The organism is Streptomyces sp. GL_140 (assembly GCF_057834465.1).
This window is the reverse complement of sequence record NZ_CM174404.1, coordinates 5,486,622-5,503,009: the sequence shown is the minus strand read 5'-3', so window position 1 is coordinate 5,503,009 and position 16,388 is coordinate 5,486,622. Positions and strand designations below refer to the sequence as shown.

The 16,388-nt window shown below is 72.4% G+C and carries 16 protein-coding genes; 8 read left to right on the top strand and 8 right to left on the bottom strand.

From position 1 onward, the window contains the following. Positions 1 to 368 precede the first annotated feature (368 nt). The 3 genes from AC3IYJ_RS25665 (at position 369) to AC3IYJ_RS25655 (ending at position 3,650) form a co-directional block, all read left to right on the top strand. Complete coding sequence (locus AC3IYJ_RS25665) at positions 369 to 2,393, top strand: DEAD/DEAH box helicase (protein ID WP_489397100.1); 2,025 nt, start codon at positions 369 to 371, stop codon at positions 2,391 to 2,393. 110 nt (positions 2,394 to 2,503) lie between these two features. Further along, a complete protein-coding gene (locus tag AC3IYJ_RS25660) occupies positions 2,504 to 3,397 on the top strand; it encodes an alpha/beta fold hydrolase (protein ID WP_489397099.1) in 894 nt (297 codons plus the stop codon). Positions 3,398 to 3,497: 100 nt separating this feature from the next. After that, entirely contained in the window at positions 3,498 to 3,650 is a 153-nt protein-coding gene (locus AC3IYJ_RS25655) for a hypothetical protein (protein WP_489397098.1), read from the top strand. Positions 3,651 to 3,747: 97 nt separating this feature from the next. Here AC3IYJ_RS25655 and AC3IYJ_RS25650 read toward each other — a convergent pair whose 3' ends face one another. The 4 genes from AC3IYJ_RS25650 to AC3IYJ_RS25635 form a co-directional block, all read right to left on the bottom strand. Beyond that, positions 3,748 to 4,353 carry a MarC family protein gene (locus AC3IYJ_RS25650; protein WP_489397097.1) on the bottom strand — a complete coding sequence of 202 codons (606 nt, stop codon included), beginning with the start codon at positions 4,351 to 4,353 and terminating at the stop codon, positions 3,748 to 3,750. A gap of 112 nt (positions 4,354 to 4,465) precedes the next feature. After that, a complete protein-coding gene (locus tag AC3IYJ_RS25645; protein WP_489397096.1) occupies positions 4,466 to 5,332 on the bottom strand; it encodes a PHP domain-containing protein in 867 nt (288 codons plus the stop codon). Between the two features lie 162 nt (positions 5,333 to 5,494). Then, positions 5,495 to 6,136 (bottom strand): DUF6758 family protein, encoded by a 642-nt coding sequence (locus AC3IYJ_RS25640; RefSeq protein WP_489397095.1) that lies wholly within the window; start codon positions 6,134 to 6,136, stop codon positions 5,495 to 5,497. A gap of 80 nt (positions 6,137 to 6,216) precedes the next feature. Further along, positions 6,217 to 6,801, bottom strand: a complete 585-nt coding sequence (locus tag AC3IYJ_RS25635; protein WP_489397094.1) for a suppressor of fused domain protein — start codon at positions 6,799 to 6,801, stop codon at positions 6,217 to 6,219. A 381-nt stretch (positions 6,802 to 7,182) separates the two neighbouring features. On the opposite strand from AC3IYJ_RS25635, the gene AC3IYJ_RS25630 reads away from it, so the two are divergent. Continuing rightward, positions 7,183 to 8,307 (top strand): magnesium and cobalt transport protein CorA, encoded by a 1,125-nt coding sequence (locus AC3IYJ_RS25630; RefSeq protein ID WP_489397093.1) that lies wholly within the window; start codon positions 7,183 to 7,185, stop codon positions 8,305 to 8,307. 55 nt (positions 8,308 to 8,362) lie between these two features. After that, on the top strand, positions 8,363 to 8,875 hold the full coding sequence (locus AC3IYJ_RS25625) for a hypothetical protein (protein WP_489397092.1): 513 nt from the start codon (positions 8,363 to 8,365) through the stop codon (positions 8,873 to 8,875). 13 nt (positions 8,876 to 8,888) lie between these two features. On the opposite strand, the gene AC3IYJ_RS25620 is transcribed toward AC3IYJ_RS25625, so the two are convergent. Then, positions 8,889 to 9,680: a hypothetical protein gene (locus tag AC3IYJ_RS25620; RefSeq protein WP_489397091.1), complete on the bottom strand. Its 792-nt coding sequence runs from the start codon at positions 9,678 to 9,680 to the stop codon at positions 8,889 to 8,891. Between the two features lie 222 nt (positions 9,681 to 9,902). Here AC3IYJ_RS25620 and AC3IYJ_RS25615 point away from each other — a divergent pair, with 222 nt between their 5' ends. From AC3IYJ_RS25615 to AC3IYJ_RS25605, 3 genes are all read left to right on the top strand, one after another. Continuing rightward, complete coding sequence (locus AC3IYJ_RS25615; RefSeq protein ID WP_489397090.1) at positions 9,903 to 11,228, top strand: magnesium transporter MgtE N-terminal domain-containing protein; 1,326 nt, start codon at positions 9,903 to 9,905, stop codon at positions 11,226 to 11,228. Positions 11,229 to 11,430: 202 nt separating this feature from the next. Beyond that, positions 11,431 to 11,937 (top strand): DUF1003 domain-containing protein, encoded by a 507-nt coding sequence (locus AC3IYJ_RS25610; protein ID WP_330301049.1) that lies wholly within the window; start codon positions 11,431 to 11,433, stop codon positions 11,935 to 11,937. A 42-nt stretch (positions 11,938 to 11,979) separates the two neighbouring features. Then, positions 11,980 to 13,149, top strand: coding sequence for an Mrp/NBP35 family ATP-binding protein (locus AC3IYJ_RS25605; protein ID WP_489397089.1), 1,170 nt, complete (start codon positions 11,980 to 11,982; stop codon positions 13,147 to 13,149). 98 nt (positions 13,150 to 13,247) lie between these two features. Here AC3IYJ_RS25605 and AC3IYJ_RS25600 read toward each other — a convergent pair whose 3' ends face one another. The 3 genes from AC3IYJ_RS25600 to AC3IYJ_RS25590 form a co-directional block, all read right to left on the bottom strand. Next, entirely contained in the window at positions 13,248 to 13,967 is a 720-nt protein-coding gene (locus AC3IYJ_RS25600; protein ID WP_489397088.1) for a hypothetical protein, read from the bottom strand. Between the two features lie 157 nt (positions 13,968 to 14,124). Next, positions 14,125 to 14,574 carry a sec-independent translocase gene (locus tag AC3IYJ_RS25595; RefSeq protein WP_489397087.1) on the bottom strand — a complete coding sequence of 150 codons (450 nt, stop codon included), beginning with the start codon at positions 14,572 to 14,574 and terminating at the stop codon, positions 14,125 to 14,127. 116 nt (positions 14,575 to 14,690) lie between these two features. Next, a complete protein-coding gene (locus tag AC3IYJ_RS25590; protein ID WP_489397086.1) occupies positions 14,691 to 16,217 on the bottom strand; it encodes a S1C family serine protease in 1,527 nt (508 codons plus the stop codon). Positions 16,218 to 16,388: the final 171 nt, after the last annotated feature.

Genomic DNA, 16,388 nt, shown 5'->3' with positions numbered 1-16,388 from the left:
ATGCGCCTGCCGAACACTCGGCGGGCCATCCGAATGAGGATGCCCGGTCGGTGGCCCGATCGGCTCCACCCGACCGCCCTCGGCGTGAAGCGTACGTTCATACGTGCCGCCTCCCACGAGGGGCCCCCTCAGCGGCATAAAGCGCCTGAGCGAAGGCTCGTGGTCCCGCGCAGCTTTGCACGGCTCCCCCAGAACTTGGGTGGGCGAACCACTGCAAGCCCGGCACGGTACGACCCCCTTCGCCGCCTCGCGCCGCGTCTCACAGAAGAGGCAGCACCCTGACTACGTTCCGAGACCTCGGGATCCTCCCCGAGACGGCCGAAGCCCTTGAGGCCGTCGGCATTGTGTCCCCCTTCCCGATCCAGGAGATGACCCTCCCCGTCGCCCTCTCCGGCACGGACGTCATCGGCCAGGCCAAGACCGGTACCGGCAAGACGCTCGGTTTCGGCCTTCCCCTGCTGGAGCGGGTCACCGTCCCCGCGGACGTCGAGGCGGGCCGGGCCAAGCCCGAGCAGCTGACCGACGCCCCGCAGGCCCTCGTGGTGGTCCCGACCCGCGAGCTGTGCACCCAGGTCACCAACGACCTCCTGACCGCGGGCAAGGTCCGCAACGTCCGCGTCCTCGCCATATACGGCGGCCGCGCGTACGAGCCCCAGGTCGAGGCGCTCAAGAAGGGCGTCGACATCATCGTCGGCACCCCGGGCCGCCTGCTCGACCTGGCCGGGCAGAAGAAGCTCGACCTGTCGCACATCCGCGCCCTCGTCCTCGACGAGGCCGACGAGATGCTCGACCTGGGCTTCCTGCCCGACGTCGAGAAGATCATCAACTACCTGCCGCCGAAGCGTCAGACCATGCTGTTCTCGGCGACCATGCCGGGCGCGGTCATCGGCCTGGCCCGCCGGTACATGACGCAGCCGACGCACATCCGCGCCACCTCTCCGGAGGGCGAGGGCGTGACGGTCGCGAACATCGCGCAGCACGTCTTCCGCGCGCACAACATGGACAAGCCGGAGCTCGTCTCCCGCATCCTGCAGGCCGAAGGCCGCGGGCTCGCCATGATCTTCTGCCGCACCAAGCGCACCGCGGCCGACATCGCGGAGCAGCTGGAGAAGCGCGGCTTCGCGTCCGGCGCCGTCCACGGCGACCTGGGCCAGGGCGCCCGCGAGCAGGCGCTGCGCGCCTTCCGCAACGGCAAGGTCGACGTGCTGGTCTGCACCGACGTCGCCGCCCGCGGTATCGATGTCGAGGGTGTCACCCACGTCATCAACTACCAGACGCCCGAGGACGAGAAGACCTTCCTGCACCGTGTGGGCCGCACCGGCCGCGCGGGCAACAAGGGCATCGCCGTCACCCTGGTCGACTGGGACGACATCCCGCGCTGGCAGCTGATCAACAAGGCGCTGGAGCTGGACTTCCACGACCCGGTGGAGACGTACTCCACGTCCCCGCACCTGTACGAGGAAATGAACATCCCGGCCGGCACCAAGGGCATCCTGCCGCGCGCCGAGCGCACGCGGGCCGGCCTGAAGGCCGAGAACCTGGAAGACCTGGGCGAGACCGGCGGCCGCGGTGCCCGTGGCGGTCGCGACGCCGGCCGTGACAGTGGCCGTGGTGGCCGCGACGGCGGTCGTGACGGTCGTGGGGCCGCCCCCGCCGCCGCCCCGGCCGCCGAGGAGCGCGCTCCCCGTACGCCGCGCCAGCGCCGCCGCACCCGCGGTGGCTCGGAGTCGGGCGTCGTCGAGGCCGTGGCCACGGCCGCCGCGGTGACCCCGGTCGCCGAGGCTCCGCAGGCCGCACAGGCCGCGCCGACCGTGCCGGCCCCGGCCGTCGAGGAGTCGCGCAAGCCGCGCCGTCGCCGGACCCGGTCCGCCGCTCCCGCCGCGACCTTCGTCGCCCCCGCGGCGGCGCTGGAGCCCCTGGCCCCGTTCGTCGTGGAGCCCGAGCCGGACTTCCAGATGGCCCCGATGGTGGAGCCCGTCCGGCCGACGCGCAGCCGCGCCGTGCGCGCCCCGCGCAAGGCGCCCGCCGCCCAGGCTCAGGCCGCGGCTCCGGTCGCCCCGGTCGTGGCCCAGGCCGCCGTGGTCGAGGCTCCGGCCGCGCCGGTCGCCGAGGAGGCTCCGGTCAAGCCGAAGCGCACCCGGACCCGCAAGGTCGCCGCTGCCGCTCCGGCCGCGGAGGCCGTCGCGGTCGCCGAGGCCGCCGTGGTCGAGGCTCCCGCCGCGCCGGTCGCCGAGGAGGCTCCGGCCAAGCCGAAGCGCACCCGGGCGCCCCGCAAGACCGCCGCTCCGAAGGCCGAGGCCGCCCCGGCCGCCGCCGAGGAGGCTCCGGTCAAGCCGAAGCGCACCCGTACCCGCAAGGCCGCTGCGGCTCCGGTGGAGACCCCGGAGGCGTAACGCCCGCCCGATGGCCCCGATCCCCTTCCGAGGGGGCCGGGGCCATCGGCGTACCCGGACCCGTCCGGTTCGCACTGCCGTACGGGGCTACGGGCCGGTAACCTCGGGACATGAGCAAGCCGCCGAGCCTCACCCTGCCCCCCTCAGCCCGTGCGTACCGCCTGACCACCGCGCGCGGCGAGTTCGCCGTGCACGAGGCCTCCCCCGGGCTCGGCTCCGGCGGGCCGGTGCGCGGCACCGCCCTGCTGGTCCCCGGCTACACCGGCAGCAAGGAGGACTTCATCGGCCTCCTCGCGCCGCTGGCGGCGGCGGGGTACCGGGTGGTCGCCGTCGACGGGCGGGGTCAGCACGAGAGCGGCGGGCCGCGCACGGAAGCCCCGTACGCCCTCGAGGAGCTGGCGCGGGACGTGCTCGCGCAGACGGCGGCGGTGGCCGACGGCGGCCCGGTGCACCTGCTGGGGCACTCGCTGGGCGGGCTGATCGCACGGGCGGCCGTGATCCGCGATCCGGCCCCCTTCGCGAGCCTCGCGCTGATGAGCAGCGGTCCGGGCGCGGTCTGCGAGGACCAGCAGGCCCGTACGAAGATGCTCGTCTCCGCGCTGGAGGTCATGGGCGACGACATGCCCGGCATCTGGGCCGCGATGCGCGCCATGGATCCGCGCGACGAGGCCCCGGACTCCCCCGAGCTCGCACGGTTCCTGCGCGACCGGTGGGTGGGGACGGTCCCGGAGCAGCTGATCGTCACCGGCCGGGCCCTGGTCGGCGAGCCGGACCGGACCGGGGAGCTCGCGGCCGCGGCGCCCGGGCTGGCGAAGCTGGTGCTCTCGGGGGCCTCGGACCCGGTGTGGCCGGTGGAGTGGATGGACGACACGGCGCGGTTGCTGGGCGCTTACCGGGTAGTGGTCCCGGGTACGGCACACTCACCGAACGCCGAGGATCCGGCGGCCACCGCGGCTGCCCTGGCCCGGTTCTGGGACTCCTGCGGGGACTCCGATACCCACTAGTACTTAGCCAGTGAAAAAATTTCCTTAGCGTAGGGAATGTTTGCGGCTTACACTTCGTTAACCCTGTACGTAGGAGAAACACGACGAAGGGAGAAGCCCCATGCGCTTCGAGATTCTGCGCCTGGACGACGTCGACGGATCTGCCGTGGACAGCACCGTCGTGGACGCGGCCTCCGTCAACCGGATCGTGCAGCAGGCCGCGGCCATCGGCCAGCGCATCCTGATCCGACCGGCCGGGACCGCGTCCAACTGACGACCGTCCGACTGACGACTGGCACACGCCACCGAAAATATGAGCGCCCCCGTACCGGATCGGTACGGGGGCGTTCGCATACGCGCCGGTCGCGGCACTAGGCGGTGTGGATCACCTGGATGACGCCGTTGATGATCTGCTGGACGGCGATCGCGGAGAGCATCATGCCCGCCAGTCGCGTCACGAGGACCACCCCGCCGTCCTTGATCACGCGGATGATGACGAGCGAGTAGCGCATCACCACCCACAGCACGACGTGCATCGCGACGATCGCGCACCACACGGAGAGCTGGCCGGAGAACCCGTCGGCCTTCTGGACGGCCAGGATGACCGACACGATCGCACCGGGTCCGGCGAGCAGCGGCATGCCGAGCGGGACGAGCGCGACGTTCACGTCCTTGGTCTGCTTCGGTTCGTCGGTCTTGCCCGTGAGCAGGTCGAGCGCGATGAGCAGGAGCAGCAGACCGCCCGCGATCATCAGGGCCGGCACGGAGACGTGCAGGTAGTTGAGGATCTGCTGGCCGCAGATGCCGAAGACGGCGATGACGCCGAAGGCGACGCAGACGGCCTGCCAGGCCATCCGGCGCTGCACCTTGGCGGGGCGGCCGGAGGTCAGGGCGAGGAAGATGGGCGTGATCCCCGGGGGGTCCATAATCACAAAAAGCGTGAGAAAGAGGGATCCGAAGACGGCGAAATCGAGCACAGTGATGCCTTGCAGGAGAGGGGTGTTACGAAAAAGGGCGTGGTGGCGTGCGGCGCGGGCAGCCGTCGGCCACGTGGGGGTACCGGGTACGGGCGCTACGTGGTGGCAGCGGTCAGGCGCGTGCGCGTCCACCCGCGCCGGGGACGGGGAACGCCCCGGTCGCACGGCGCGTGATCTCGCCGTAGATCTCGGGGTCGGTCGTGAAGTCCCCGAGGCGGCAGGTCTTGCGGCCGCCGTGGTAGTCGCTGGACCCGGTGGTCAGCAGACCGAGCTCGCCGGCCAGGCCGCGCAGTCGCGCGCGGGTGGGGCCGTCGTGGTCCATGTGGTCGACCTCGATGCCGTCGAGTCCGGCTTCGGCGAGCGCCGCTATCGCGTCGTCGGAGACGCAACGGCCGCGCTTGACCGCGGCCGGGTGCGCGAAGACGGTGACCCCGCCGGCCGCCTTGACCAGGCGGATCGCCTCGAAGGGGTCGGACTCGTGCTTCTCGGCGTACGCGCGGCCCCCGTCGGCCAGCCAGGCCGGCGTGAACGCGTCGGACACCGTGGGGACCACGCCCAGCTCCACCAGCGCGGTGGCGATGTGCGGCCGGCCCACGGAACCCTCGCCGGCGATCCGGGCCACCTGCTCCCAGGTGACCGGGACACCGAGGTCCTGGAGCTTGCCGATCATGGCCTGCGCGCGGGGGGTGCGGTCGTCGCGCACGAGCTCCCGCTCGCGGGAGAACTCGGGCTCCTCGGGATCGAAGAGGTAGGCGAGCATGTGCAGCCCGGTCCCGTCGAGGCGGCAGCTCAGCTCGGCGCCGGTGACCAGGGTCAGCCCCTCGGGCAGCGCCTCGATGGCCTCGCGGTAGCCGCTCACGGTGTCGTGATCGGTCAGCGCGACCACGTCGAGCCCGCCGGCGGCCGCGTTGCGGACCAGCTGCGCGGGGGTGTCCGTACCGTCGGAGGCCGTGGAGTGGGCGTGCAGGTCGATGCGCACGGCCGGGCTCCAGGTGGGTGGTGGGTATGACGGGGGACGCTCAAGGATACCCGCGCCCGGACACCGCAGGGCGCGGGCGTCGGGGTGACCCGCCGGACGGAGTGCGGCGCAGCGCGCCGAAGCCCGGGAGGCCCGCCGGGGCCGACCGGTGCGAGGTGCGCGTCAGGAGGCGAGGATTCTCGGGCTCAGAGCCCCGCAGGGCAGGAGCTCCACCTCGGCTCCCGCGTCCCTCAGGTCCGTCAGGACGAGCTCGTCGTACATCAGGAGCCCCGACTGCTCCGGCCAGACGATGGCCCACAGCCACAGCCCGCGCGCCTCGCCCGCGAAGACGGCCCGGTCGTCCGGTACGCCGCTCACGTGCCACAGCGGCGTCGGACGGCCCGCGGCGACGACCTTGGTGTGCGGCGGGGCGGAGACGTTCATGAAGGGGCCCGGATCGGGGGCGTCGATGCCCGCGAACCGCGCGCCCAGGCCCACGCCCAGCTCCTCCGCGATCAGCACGAGCTCGCCGATGCCGCCCAGCGGGCCGGGGCCCGAGCAGGCCACGGCCGTGGCCCGGCCGCCGCTGCGGTCGTCACCGGCCGACGCGACCCCGGTGAACAGCCATCCCACGGGCAGCGGCCACGGCATCCAGACCGGGACCTGTGCCCGGTTGACCACCACGCTCAGACCCTCGACGCTCGGCGGGATCACCGGCTGCAGGGGGTGCACCGTGCCGTGCACCGTGCACTGCCAGGAGTCCGCGAAGAGACCGGGCGCCCTGACCCGGCCACCGCACTTCGGGCAACTCGGTTCGCCCCTCATACAGAGCCACGCTCCTCCCCGCCGCGCGCCCCGTCAAGACGCGATCACCCGTCCGGGCGGCCGGGTTGCGTTGAGGATCTTCAGTCCAGTGCGACGGCCGTACGCAGAGGGTCCCGCAGATCCGTGCCGCGCGCGAGCCAGCGTTCCTGCAGCGCGGCCGCGCCGTGCACCCTCTTCCACGCCGCCTCGTTCGCCGTCATCGGCAGGAGCGGGAAGAAGGACACCGGGTCCATGGGCTCGTCGAGGTCGACGTCCTCCACCAGTCCGCCCGGCTCCGCCACCAGTACGGAGGTGAACGCCGCCCCGTCCCAGAGCGGCTCCCCCACGTCCAGCGAGGCGCCCGGGGCCACGATCAACCCCTCCACCTGGGGTGACGCGGCCAGTACGGCCAGCGGCCGCAGCAGCTTGTCGGTGGGAGCCAGTCCGCCCCGTACGGTCAGCACGAGCTCGGCGCGCGGCCCCCGTACGGGATCGGCGACCACCGCGGTCGGATCGGTCATCGGATGTGCGGACATGCCGAGGGTCGCGTACCGCACCAGGTCCCCCTCCGTGAAACGGAGTACCTCGATGCGGTCGGTGCCCAGGAAGGTGACGGCCGCGCGTGCGTCGGGTTCGCCGAGCGCGCTGCGCAGCCGGGCTTCCACAAGGGCCAGAATTTCTGCCATGGAGCGAGCATAGAACTCGTATCAGCCGGGTAAAGGGCGGGTCTTGACCATCCGTCGGCTGATATCGTTGACCGCTGGTCGGGGACGCTCTCAGAAGAGAAGTTTCAGTGCTCCGGCGACAGGACGTCCCCCACGGGGGACCGGCCGGAGGAGGTGGGGTCTGCGGTGGATCGAAGTCGATCGTGCAGTACCAATCGCTCTTCCACTTCGCTGACGGGCGCCGCGCGCCCCATTTGATCCCTTCTTGCGGATCAGTCGAAGAGCGACGGCAGAACTGTGTCCTCCGTCCTTTTTCCTTCCGCCTGACCGGGCCCTGCCGGCCGCCGCGGCGGAAGCCTCCCACCCGTACGGTCCGCAGCCGTGCGCGAGAAGGAGCCTGCCATGTCGATGCTGCCCTACCTCCGTGCCGCCGTCCGTCCGGCACTGCGCCGGTCCACCCCCGTACAGCCCGGCTACGACACCACCCGCGACCCCTCCGCGAGCACCGCGGTGGTCGACTGCGCCGTCTACCGCGACGGGCGGCGCGGCGGGTCCGCGACGCAGGGCGGGCGCCTGACGCCCCGTGAGGCGATGCGCCAGGTCCGGGAGGTCGGCGGTTTCGCGTGGATCGGCCTGCACGAGCCGACCGAGGACGAGTTCGCCGGGATCGCCGCCGTGTTCGGACTGCACCCGCTCGCCGTGGAGGACGCCGTCCACGCCCACCAGCGGCCGAAGCTGGAGCGATACGACGACACCCTCTTCACCGTCTTCAAGACGATCCACTACGTGGAGCACGCCGAACTCACCGCCACCAGCGAGGTGGTGGAGACCGGCGAGGTGATGTGCTTCACCGGCCCCGACTTCGTCATCACCGTCCGGCACGGCGGCCAGGGCTCCCTGCGGGGGCTGCGCCACCGCCTCCAGGACGACCCGGCGCTCCTGGCCCGGGGTCCCTCCGCCGTCCTGCACGCCCTCGCCGACCACGTGGTCGACGGCTACATCGCCGTCGCCTCGGCCGTCCAGGACGACATCGACGAGGTGGAGAGCGAGGTCTTCGCCGCCCCCGCCAAGGGCAGTGCGCGCGGCGGCGACGCGGGCCGCATCTACCAGCTCAAGCGCGAGGTGATGGAGTTCAAGCGGGCCGTCTCCCCGCTGCTGCGGCCCATGGAACTGCTCAGCGAGCGCCCGATGCGGCTGGTGGACCCGGACATCCAGAAGTACTTCCGCGACGTCGCCGACCACCTGGCGCGCGTCCACGAGCAGGTCGTCGGCTTCGACGAGCTGCTGAACTCGATCCTCCAGGCCAACCTGGCGCAGGCGTCCGTCGCCCAGAACGAGGACATGCGCAAGATCACCTCCTGGGCGGCGATCATCGCCGTGCCGACGATGATCTGCGGGGTGTACGGGATGAACTTCGAGAACATGCCGGAGCTGCACTGGCGCTACGGCTATCCGATGGTGATGGCCGCCATCGCCGGCAGCTGCTTCACCATCCACCGGGCCCTGCGCCGCAACGGCTGGCTGTAGCGTCCCGGCGACGTCCGGCTGCGGGGGCGCACCCGCCGCTGGCTACCCTGTGCGCATGACTCTCAGCGCGCTCGATCTGGCCCTCGTCGAGGAGGCCACCAAGAAGTCCGGCCTCATCTGGGTCCGTGGCTCCGGGGCCGACCGCGGGCTCTGGCACGCCTGGGTGGACGGCGCGGCGCACGTGCTGGGCGACGGCCCCGGGGAGCAGCCGTTCCCGGGCCTCGCGGACGGTGCGGCCGCCGAGGTGACCGTACGCAGCAAGGACAAGGGCGGCCGGCTCGTCGCGTGGACCGCGACCGTACGGGAGCTCGTGCCCGGGAGCGAGCCGTGGCAGGCCGCGGTGGCCGAGCTCAAGGGCAAGCGGCTCAACGCCCCCGACTCGGCGGAGATGACCGACCGGTGGGCCCGGGAGTGCCGGCTGCTGCGCCTGGAGCCGGAGTCCGTGCGGGCGGAGCTCCCCTCGGAGTCGCTGGCCGCGGTTCCGCTGGACTCCCCGGCCATCACCCGGCGGCCCGTCCCGGCCGCGCTGCCCAAGCTGCTGCTCAAGCGCAAGAAGGCGGCGCGCTAGCCGGGAGCGGAGGTCAGCTCTTGGGGGCGGTGCCCTGGCCGGAGCCCTTGGAGGCGGACGGCGCGGGGCTCGCCCCCTGCTCCTTGGTCGTCGGCAGCTGGGACCCGTAGTCCACCGTCTGGTCCTGCGCCGGGGGCTTCAGCTCGACCGGCTTGCCCCAGTCCTCCATGACCAGCCGGCCGGCGCCGCCCGCGCGTTCCATGAGGAGCGGGTAGGGGACGCCCTCCAGGGACACCGAGACCTTGCCGCCCTTGCCCTGGTCCGCCGAGACCTGGACGACCCTGGTGTGCCCGACCTTGGTGTAGTCGCCCTTGGTGAGCTTCCCGTCGAGCCCGAGGAGCCCGTCCAGGAGCACGTGCATGTCGGTGAAGCCGAGGAACTGCTTGTACGAGGGGTCCCCCTCGGGCACCTTCACGAACTTGTCGCCGAGCTTTCCGGCCGCCTCGGACTGGCCCCAGAACTTGGCGCCCGCCTTGAGGTAGAGCTGCGAGCCCACGCGCAGCAGCTCGAAGGTGGTGTCGTCCGGCGCCTTCACCTCGCCGGAGCCGCCGTCGGCGCCCAGCTTCATGTCGAGGGTGAAGGATTTGCCGCCGCTCACGAGGACGCCGGACAGGTGGACCGACTTGGCCCCCGTCGCGGCCTCCTTGGCCTTGCTCTCGATCTGGTCGGCGGAGAGCTTTCCGACCCCGTTCGTACCCTCGTCGGGGTCCGCCCCGCACCCCGTGCCTACGACGGCCAGGCCCGCGCACAGGGCCCCGGCGAGGGCGGCCCGGCGCAGCCGCGCGGAGGGGAGATAGGCAGTCACGGGCAGGTGCCTCTCGTCGGTCGTCTTCGAGCAGCTGGCAGCGTACCCGGCCGTGGGCGGGCACCCGCGCGATGCCCCGTGCGGTGCGGGTGCGGTGCCGGTGCGGTGCGTGCGGTGCCCGTGCGGGCGGCCCCATCAGGAGGTTGCGGCGGGCACGGGCTAACCTGAGGGACGGCAGTACCGGTGATCGACGGATGACGCAGACTCGTAGGAGGCGCTCGGATGGCGGCAGGCGCCCCACGGATCTTCGTCTCGCATCTGTCGGGTGTGCCCGTCTTCGACCCCAACGGCGACCAGGTGGGCCGCGTCCGCGACCTCGTCGCGATGCTCCGCGTGGGAGGCCGCCCGCCACGGCTGCTCGGCCTGGTGGTCGAGGTGGTCAGCCGGCGCCGGATCTTCCTGCCCATGACCCGCGTGACGGGGGTCGAGTCCGGGCAGGTCATCACCACCGGAGTCGTCAACATGCGGCGCTTCGAGCAGCGCCCCACCGAGCGGCTGATCCTCGGCGAACTGCTCGACCGTCGGGTGCGGCTGGTCGCGGACGACGAGGAGGTCACCGTCCTCGACGTGGCCATCCAGCAGCTGCCGGCCCGCCGGGACTGGGAGATCGACCGGATCTTCGTGCGCAAGGGCAAGTCGGGCGCGTTGCGCCGGCGCGGCGAGACCCTGACCGTCGAATGGTCGGCGGTGACGGGCTTCTCGCTGGAGGAGCACGGGCAGGGCGCCGAGAACCTGGTCGCCACCTTCGAACAGATGCGCCCGGCGGACGTCGCGAACGTCCTGCACCACCTGACGCCCAAGCGGCGCGCCGAGGTGGCCAACGCCCTCGACGACGACCGGCTCGCGGACGTCATGGAGGAGCTGCCCGAGGACGAGCAGGTGGAGATCCTCGGGAAGCTGAAGGAGGAGCGCGCGGCCGACGTCCTGGAGGCGATGGACCCGGACGACGCGGCCGACCTGCTCTCCGAGCTGCCGGAGGACGACAAGGAACGCCTGCTGACCCTGATGCGGCCCGACGACGCGGCCGACGTGCGGCGTCTGCTGTCGTACGAGGAGAACACCGCGGGCGGTCTCATGACCACGGAGCCGATCGTGCTGCGGCCCGACGCCACGGTGGCGGACGCGCTGGCCCGCGTACGGCAGGCGGACCTGTCGCCGGCGCTGGCCGCGCAGGTGTACGTGTGCCGGCCGCCGGACGAGACGCCCACGGGCAAGTACCTGGGCACGGTGCACTTCCAGCGGCTGCTGCGGGACCCCCCGTTCACTCTGGTCAGCTCGATCGTGGACACCGACCTGCCGCCGCTGCGGCCGGACGCGCTGCTGCCGGTGGTGACCAGCTACCTGGCCGCGTACAACATGGTCGCGGTGCCCGTCGTCGACGAGAGCGGCTCGCTGCTGGGCGCGGTCACCGTGGACGACGTACTCGACCACCTGCTGCCGGACGACTGGCGGGAGACGGACTTCCACTCCGAGAGCCCCGAGGATTCTGACGACTCCGACGGGCTCAGGGGTTCCGAGGATGCGGAGGGGGCCGTACGTGACCACTGAGCGGGGGCGGGGCGACCAGGCCTCGCGCGAACGGCGGCGCGAACAGATCCGCGAGCGGCGCGAACAGGCGCGGCTCCAGGCGCGCGAGCACGGGCTGTCGGCGGAATCGGCGGAACGTTCCTCCGAGTCGCACCGGGAGCGGGCCAAGAGCGGCTCGTCCGGGTCGTTCGGCTCCTCCGGCTCCTCGACCGGGTCGAGCGCGCTGACGCGCTCGCGCGCCCGTCTCGACCTGCCGCGCCCGGCACGCCGGCGGCTGCTGCCCGAGTACGACCCCGAGGCGTTCGGACGGCTCTCGGAGCGGGTGGCGCGGTTCCTCGGCACGGGCCGGTTCATCGTCTGGATGACCGTCGTCATCATCGTCTGGGTGCTGTGGAACATCTTCGCGCCGCAGCACCTGCGCTTCGACACGTACCCCTTCATCTTCCTGACCCTGATGCTGTCGCTCCAGGCCTCCTACGCGGCCCCGCTGATCCTGCTCGCGCAGAACCGGCAGGACGACCGGGACCGGGTCAACCTGGAACAGGACCGCAAGCAGAACGAGCGCTCGCTGGCGGACACCGAGTACCTGACCCGTGAGATCGCGGCCCTGCGGATGGGCCTGGGAGAGGTCGCCACGCGTGACTGGATCCGGTCCGAGTTCCAGGACCTGATCAAGGAGATGGACGAACGGCGGCTGTTCCCCGCCGAGAGTGACGAAGGCGACCGCTAGCAGGCTTTCCTGCGGCACGCTACCGAGCCGTACCATCGGGGCATGGCTACCGACACAAGCTCCGCCTCCGCCGCTGCCGTGCCCGAGCAGGACGCGATCCTGGACGCGCTGGCGACGGTGAACGACCCCGAGATCCACCGGCCGATCACCGAGCTCGGCATGGTCAAATCGGTGGAGATCGGTGACGGCGGCGCAGTCGCCGTCACCGTGTACCTCACGGTGTCGGGCTGTCCCATGCGCGAGACCATCACCAACCTCGTCACCGAGGCCGTGCAGCGGGTCCCCGGCGTCACCGCGGTCTCCGTCACGCTCGACGTGATGAGCGACGAGCAGCGCAAGGAGCTCGCCGTCACCCTGCGCGGCGGCACCGCCGAGCGCGAGGTCCCCTTCGCCAAACCCGGCTCCCTGACCCGCGTCTACGCGGTCGCCTCCGGCAAGGGCGGCGTGGGCAAGTCCTCGGTCACCGTCAACCTGGCCGCCGCGATGGCCGCCGACGGCCTCAAGGTCGGTGTGGTCGACGCCGACATCTACGGCCACAGCGTGCCGCGCATGCTCGGCGTGGACGGCCGCCCCACCCAGGTCGAAAACATGATCATGCCGCCGTCGGCGCACGGCGTGAAGGTCATCTCCATCGGCATGTTCACCCCCGGCAACGCGCCGGTGGTCTGGCGCGGGCCGATGCTCCACCGGGCCCTCCAGCAGTTCCTGGCCGACGTGTTCTGGGGCGACCTGGACGTGCTCCTCCTCGACCTGCCGCCGGGCACGGGCGACATCGCGATCTCCGTGGCCCAGCTGGTGCCCAACGCCGAGATCCTCGTCGTGACCACCCCGCAGCAGGCCGCGGCCGAGGTCGCGGAGCGGGCCGGCTCGATCGCCGTGCAGACCCACCAGAAGATCGTCGGCGTCGTCGAGAACATGTCCGGGCTGCCCTGCCCGCACTGCGACGAGATGGTCGACGTGTTCGGCTCGGGCGGTGGCCAGCGGGTCGCCGACGGCCTGACGAAGACGATCGGCGCGAACGTGCCGGTGCTCGGCTCGATCCCGATCGACGTGCGCCTGCGCGAGGGCGGCGACGAGGGCAAGCCGGTCGTCCTGTCCGACCCCGACTCCCCGGCGGGCGCGGCCCTGCGCGCCATCGCCGGCAAGCTGGGCGGGCGCGCCCGCGGCCTGTCCGGCATGTCGCTGGGCATCACGCCGCGCAACAAGTTCTAAGGGACAGCCGGAGGGACCGCGCGGCCCGAGGGACGCGTAGCCCGAGGGACCGTGGCCGAAGGGGCACCGCCGACCGGCGGTGCCCCTTTCCCGTACCCCTACTCGTAGGCGGCGAGGTCGCCGATCGCGGAGAACCCGATCCCGTACGCGCTCATGCCGCGGCCGTACGCGCCCAGATGGACCCCGCTCCCGGTGGAACCCGCCAGGACCCAGCCGAACTCCGACTCGCGGTAGTGGAACAGCGTCGGCTCCCCGTCCACGGGCAGCGACAGCGTCGACCAGTCCTCCCCGTCGAGCGCGTCCGCCAGCTCCCACGCGGCCTCGGTCTGCTGGTCGAGCCAGTCGTCGCGCAGGGTGTGGTCCATCTGCACGGGCCAGCTGTACGCCAGCAGCCCGGAGCCGGCCAGCCAGGCCGCCGAGGAGACCGAGGTGGCCTCCAGGACGCCGGTGCCGTCCCCGCTGCGGCGCAGCGGGTTGCTCGCGACGGTGACGACCACCGCGAAGCGCTCCTTCTCGCCCGTGGCGATCTCGCCGCGGGCGGACGGCTCGTCGCCGTGGCCCGTGGAGCCGTGCTCCACGCTGCCGTCCGCGCCGGTACCGACCTGCATGAGCCAGCGGGGGCCGGTGAAGGCCCCGTCCAGCCCGTACCAGGGGAAATCTGCCCGCAGGTAGCTCTCCGCCGTGCGGCGGGCCGCCGGTACGGGCCGTGCGGCTGCCTCCTGCGGCAGCCGCGGGTGCTCCTGCGGTGCCGGCTGTGCGGGTGCTGCCGCCGTCTCGGCGGGCTGCGTGCCCACCCGGCTACTGCGCGTCGTCTCCATGTGAGCGGCCTCTCGTTCCGTGGGGTCCGGAACGGCCCTCCCCCGTGCTGCGCTGGGGGGACCCCCTCCCTGGGGCGTCCTGGGTCCGGACTCATGGAGGATAGCCACCGGACCCCGGATCACCGGGCAGGCAGGCTCGCGCGTGGTATCGGGTGGCTCAGGTGGCATCCGCGTCGAAGACCGTGCGCCGCTCCTGCGCCGGGGCGGCGGGCTTCTTCAGCAGGTCCGGACCGCCGGTCGGCGCGGGCGCGGCGGTGTCGCCGGAAGCGGCCGGGGCCGGGTCGACGTCCTTACTGTTGACCGCGTCCGTGACCTCGTTCAGCTCCTTGCGGAGATCGAAGCTGCTGCGGATGTCCTTGAGGTCCTCGTTCTCCGCCAGCTGCTTGCGGATGAAGTTCTTCGGATTGAGGTCCTCGAACTCGAAGTCCTTGAACTCCGGGCCGAGTTCGGAACGGATGTCCTGCTTCGCACTGTCCGAGAACGCGCGGATCTTCCGGATGACGCCCGTGACGTCCTGGATGACCTTGGGCAGCTTGTCCGGGCCGAAGATGAGAATGGCCAGCACTACGATCGTGACCAGTTCGAGTGCGCCTATGTCGTTGAACACCTTGCCGCTCCTCGGCTCTCTTCGGGTCAGGCCCGACACACGGTACCCGGCCGGGTCCATTGGCCAATACATCAGGACCGCTCAATAACCGAGCGGCCCCCGCTTTCACGCTCCCGTCACGACCCGTTCGCCGACCCGAGGACCACTTCCAGCGTGCGCTCCCCGCCGTCCCTGAGCACGGTGAGGGCCAGGGAATCGCCCGGCCGGTGGGCCCGGATCTTGATGACGAGCTCGTCGCCTCCGTGCACGCGCACCCCGTCCACCTTGGTGATCACGTCCCCGGGCTTGATCCCCGCGCGGGCCCCCGGACCACCGGAGGCCACGGCCGGCTTTCCACCCTCGCCCTTCTCCCCCACCCGGGCGCCATCACCGGAGTACTCCATGTCCAGGGTGACGCCGATGACGGGGTGGGTGGCGTGGCCGGTGCGGATGAGCTCCTCGGCGACGCGCTTGCCCTGGTTGACCGGGATGGCGAAGCCCAGGCCGATGCTGCCGCGCTGCTGGCCGGAGCTGTCGCCGCCGTCGCCGCCGCGGATGGCGCTGTTGATGCCGATGACCTGGGCCCTGGCGTCGAGGAGCGGGCCGCCGGAGTTGCCGGGGTTGATCGGGGCGTCGGTCTGGAGCGCGTCCACGTAGCTGACGTCGCTGCCGTCGCCCTTGTCCCCGCCCGCGGTGATGGGGCGGCCGGTGGCGCTGATGATGCCGGCGGTGACGGTGTTGGACAGGTCGAAGGGGGCTCCGATGGCCACGACGGGGTCGCCGACCTTGACGTTCTCGGAATTCCCGAGCGCGAGGGGCCGCAGCCCCCGTACGCCGGTGACCCGGACGACGGCCAGGTCGTAGCCGGTGTCTCCGCCGACCAGCTCGGCGGGGACGCTCTCGCCGGTGCTGAAGGTGACCGTTATGCGCTGGGCGCCGTGGACCACGTGATTGTTGGTGAGGATGTGGCCCTGCGCGTCGAGTACGAAGCCGGTGCCGGTCGCACTGCTCTGCGCGCCGCTGACGTGCAGGGTGACCACGCCGGGCAGCGCGGTGGCCGCGATCCCGGCGACGCTGTCGGGGGCCCGGCCCCGGTCCGCCTCGGGTGCGGCCTGCGGAAGTTCCAGGCGGGTGGTGGCCTTCCGCTCGGCGAGCACGCCCACGACACCGCCGATCGTGCCCGCGAGGAGGGCGATCCCGACGCCGAGAACGACGCTCTGGCGGAGCCGGAGCCGGCGGGGCCCCGGCTTCCCCCGATCCGGCGCCTGCAGCGGCTGGGCGGACCAGGGGTCGTAGCGCGGGGCCGGGTCCTTGGCCGGGTCCGGGTCCGGCGCGCGGTCCGACAGGGCAGCCACCGCCGCCGCATCCGCCCCGTGCGGCGGACCGATCTCCGCGGGCCGGCTCCACCACACCGGGGCCGGGACGGCCCGGTCGTCCGGGGCCGGGTCCAGGTCCGGGTTCGGGAGGGTCTCGGGGTCCGGGGTCGGGGTGCGGTCCTGTGCGGTCCGCGGCCGCGGTACGGAGGCCTCGTCCGTCCCGGCGGCAGGGCGATAGGGGCGGCTCCACCAGCGAGGGGTCCGGGACGTCCCGGAGGGCCGGGGCGCGGGAGCTTCGGCCGGAGCCCGCGTCCGGGCCGCCGGATCGGTCTGCTGACTGTCGGACATGGGCGCTCCCCGCGTACCTGTCTCCGCCGGCCGCCCGGAGCGGCACATCTGGCGCAGATTCAACCAGGTCACCCCCGGGCCCCGTCACCCCGCCCGCCACGGGCCGTGTGCGGCCCGAGCGGTCCCGTCGGATAGGTGCGGTGCCCGGCGGGGGCGAGAGGGGCGGCCAGT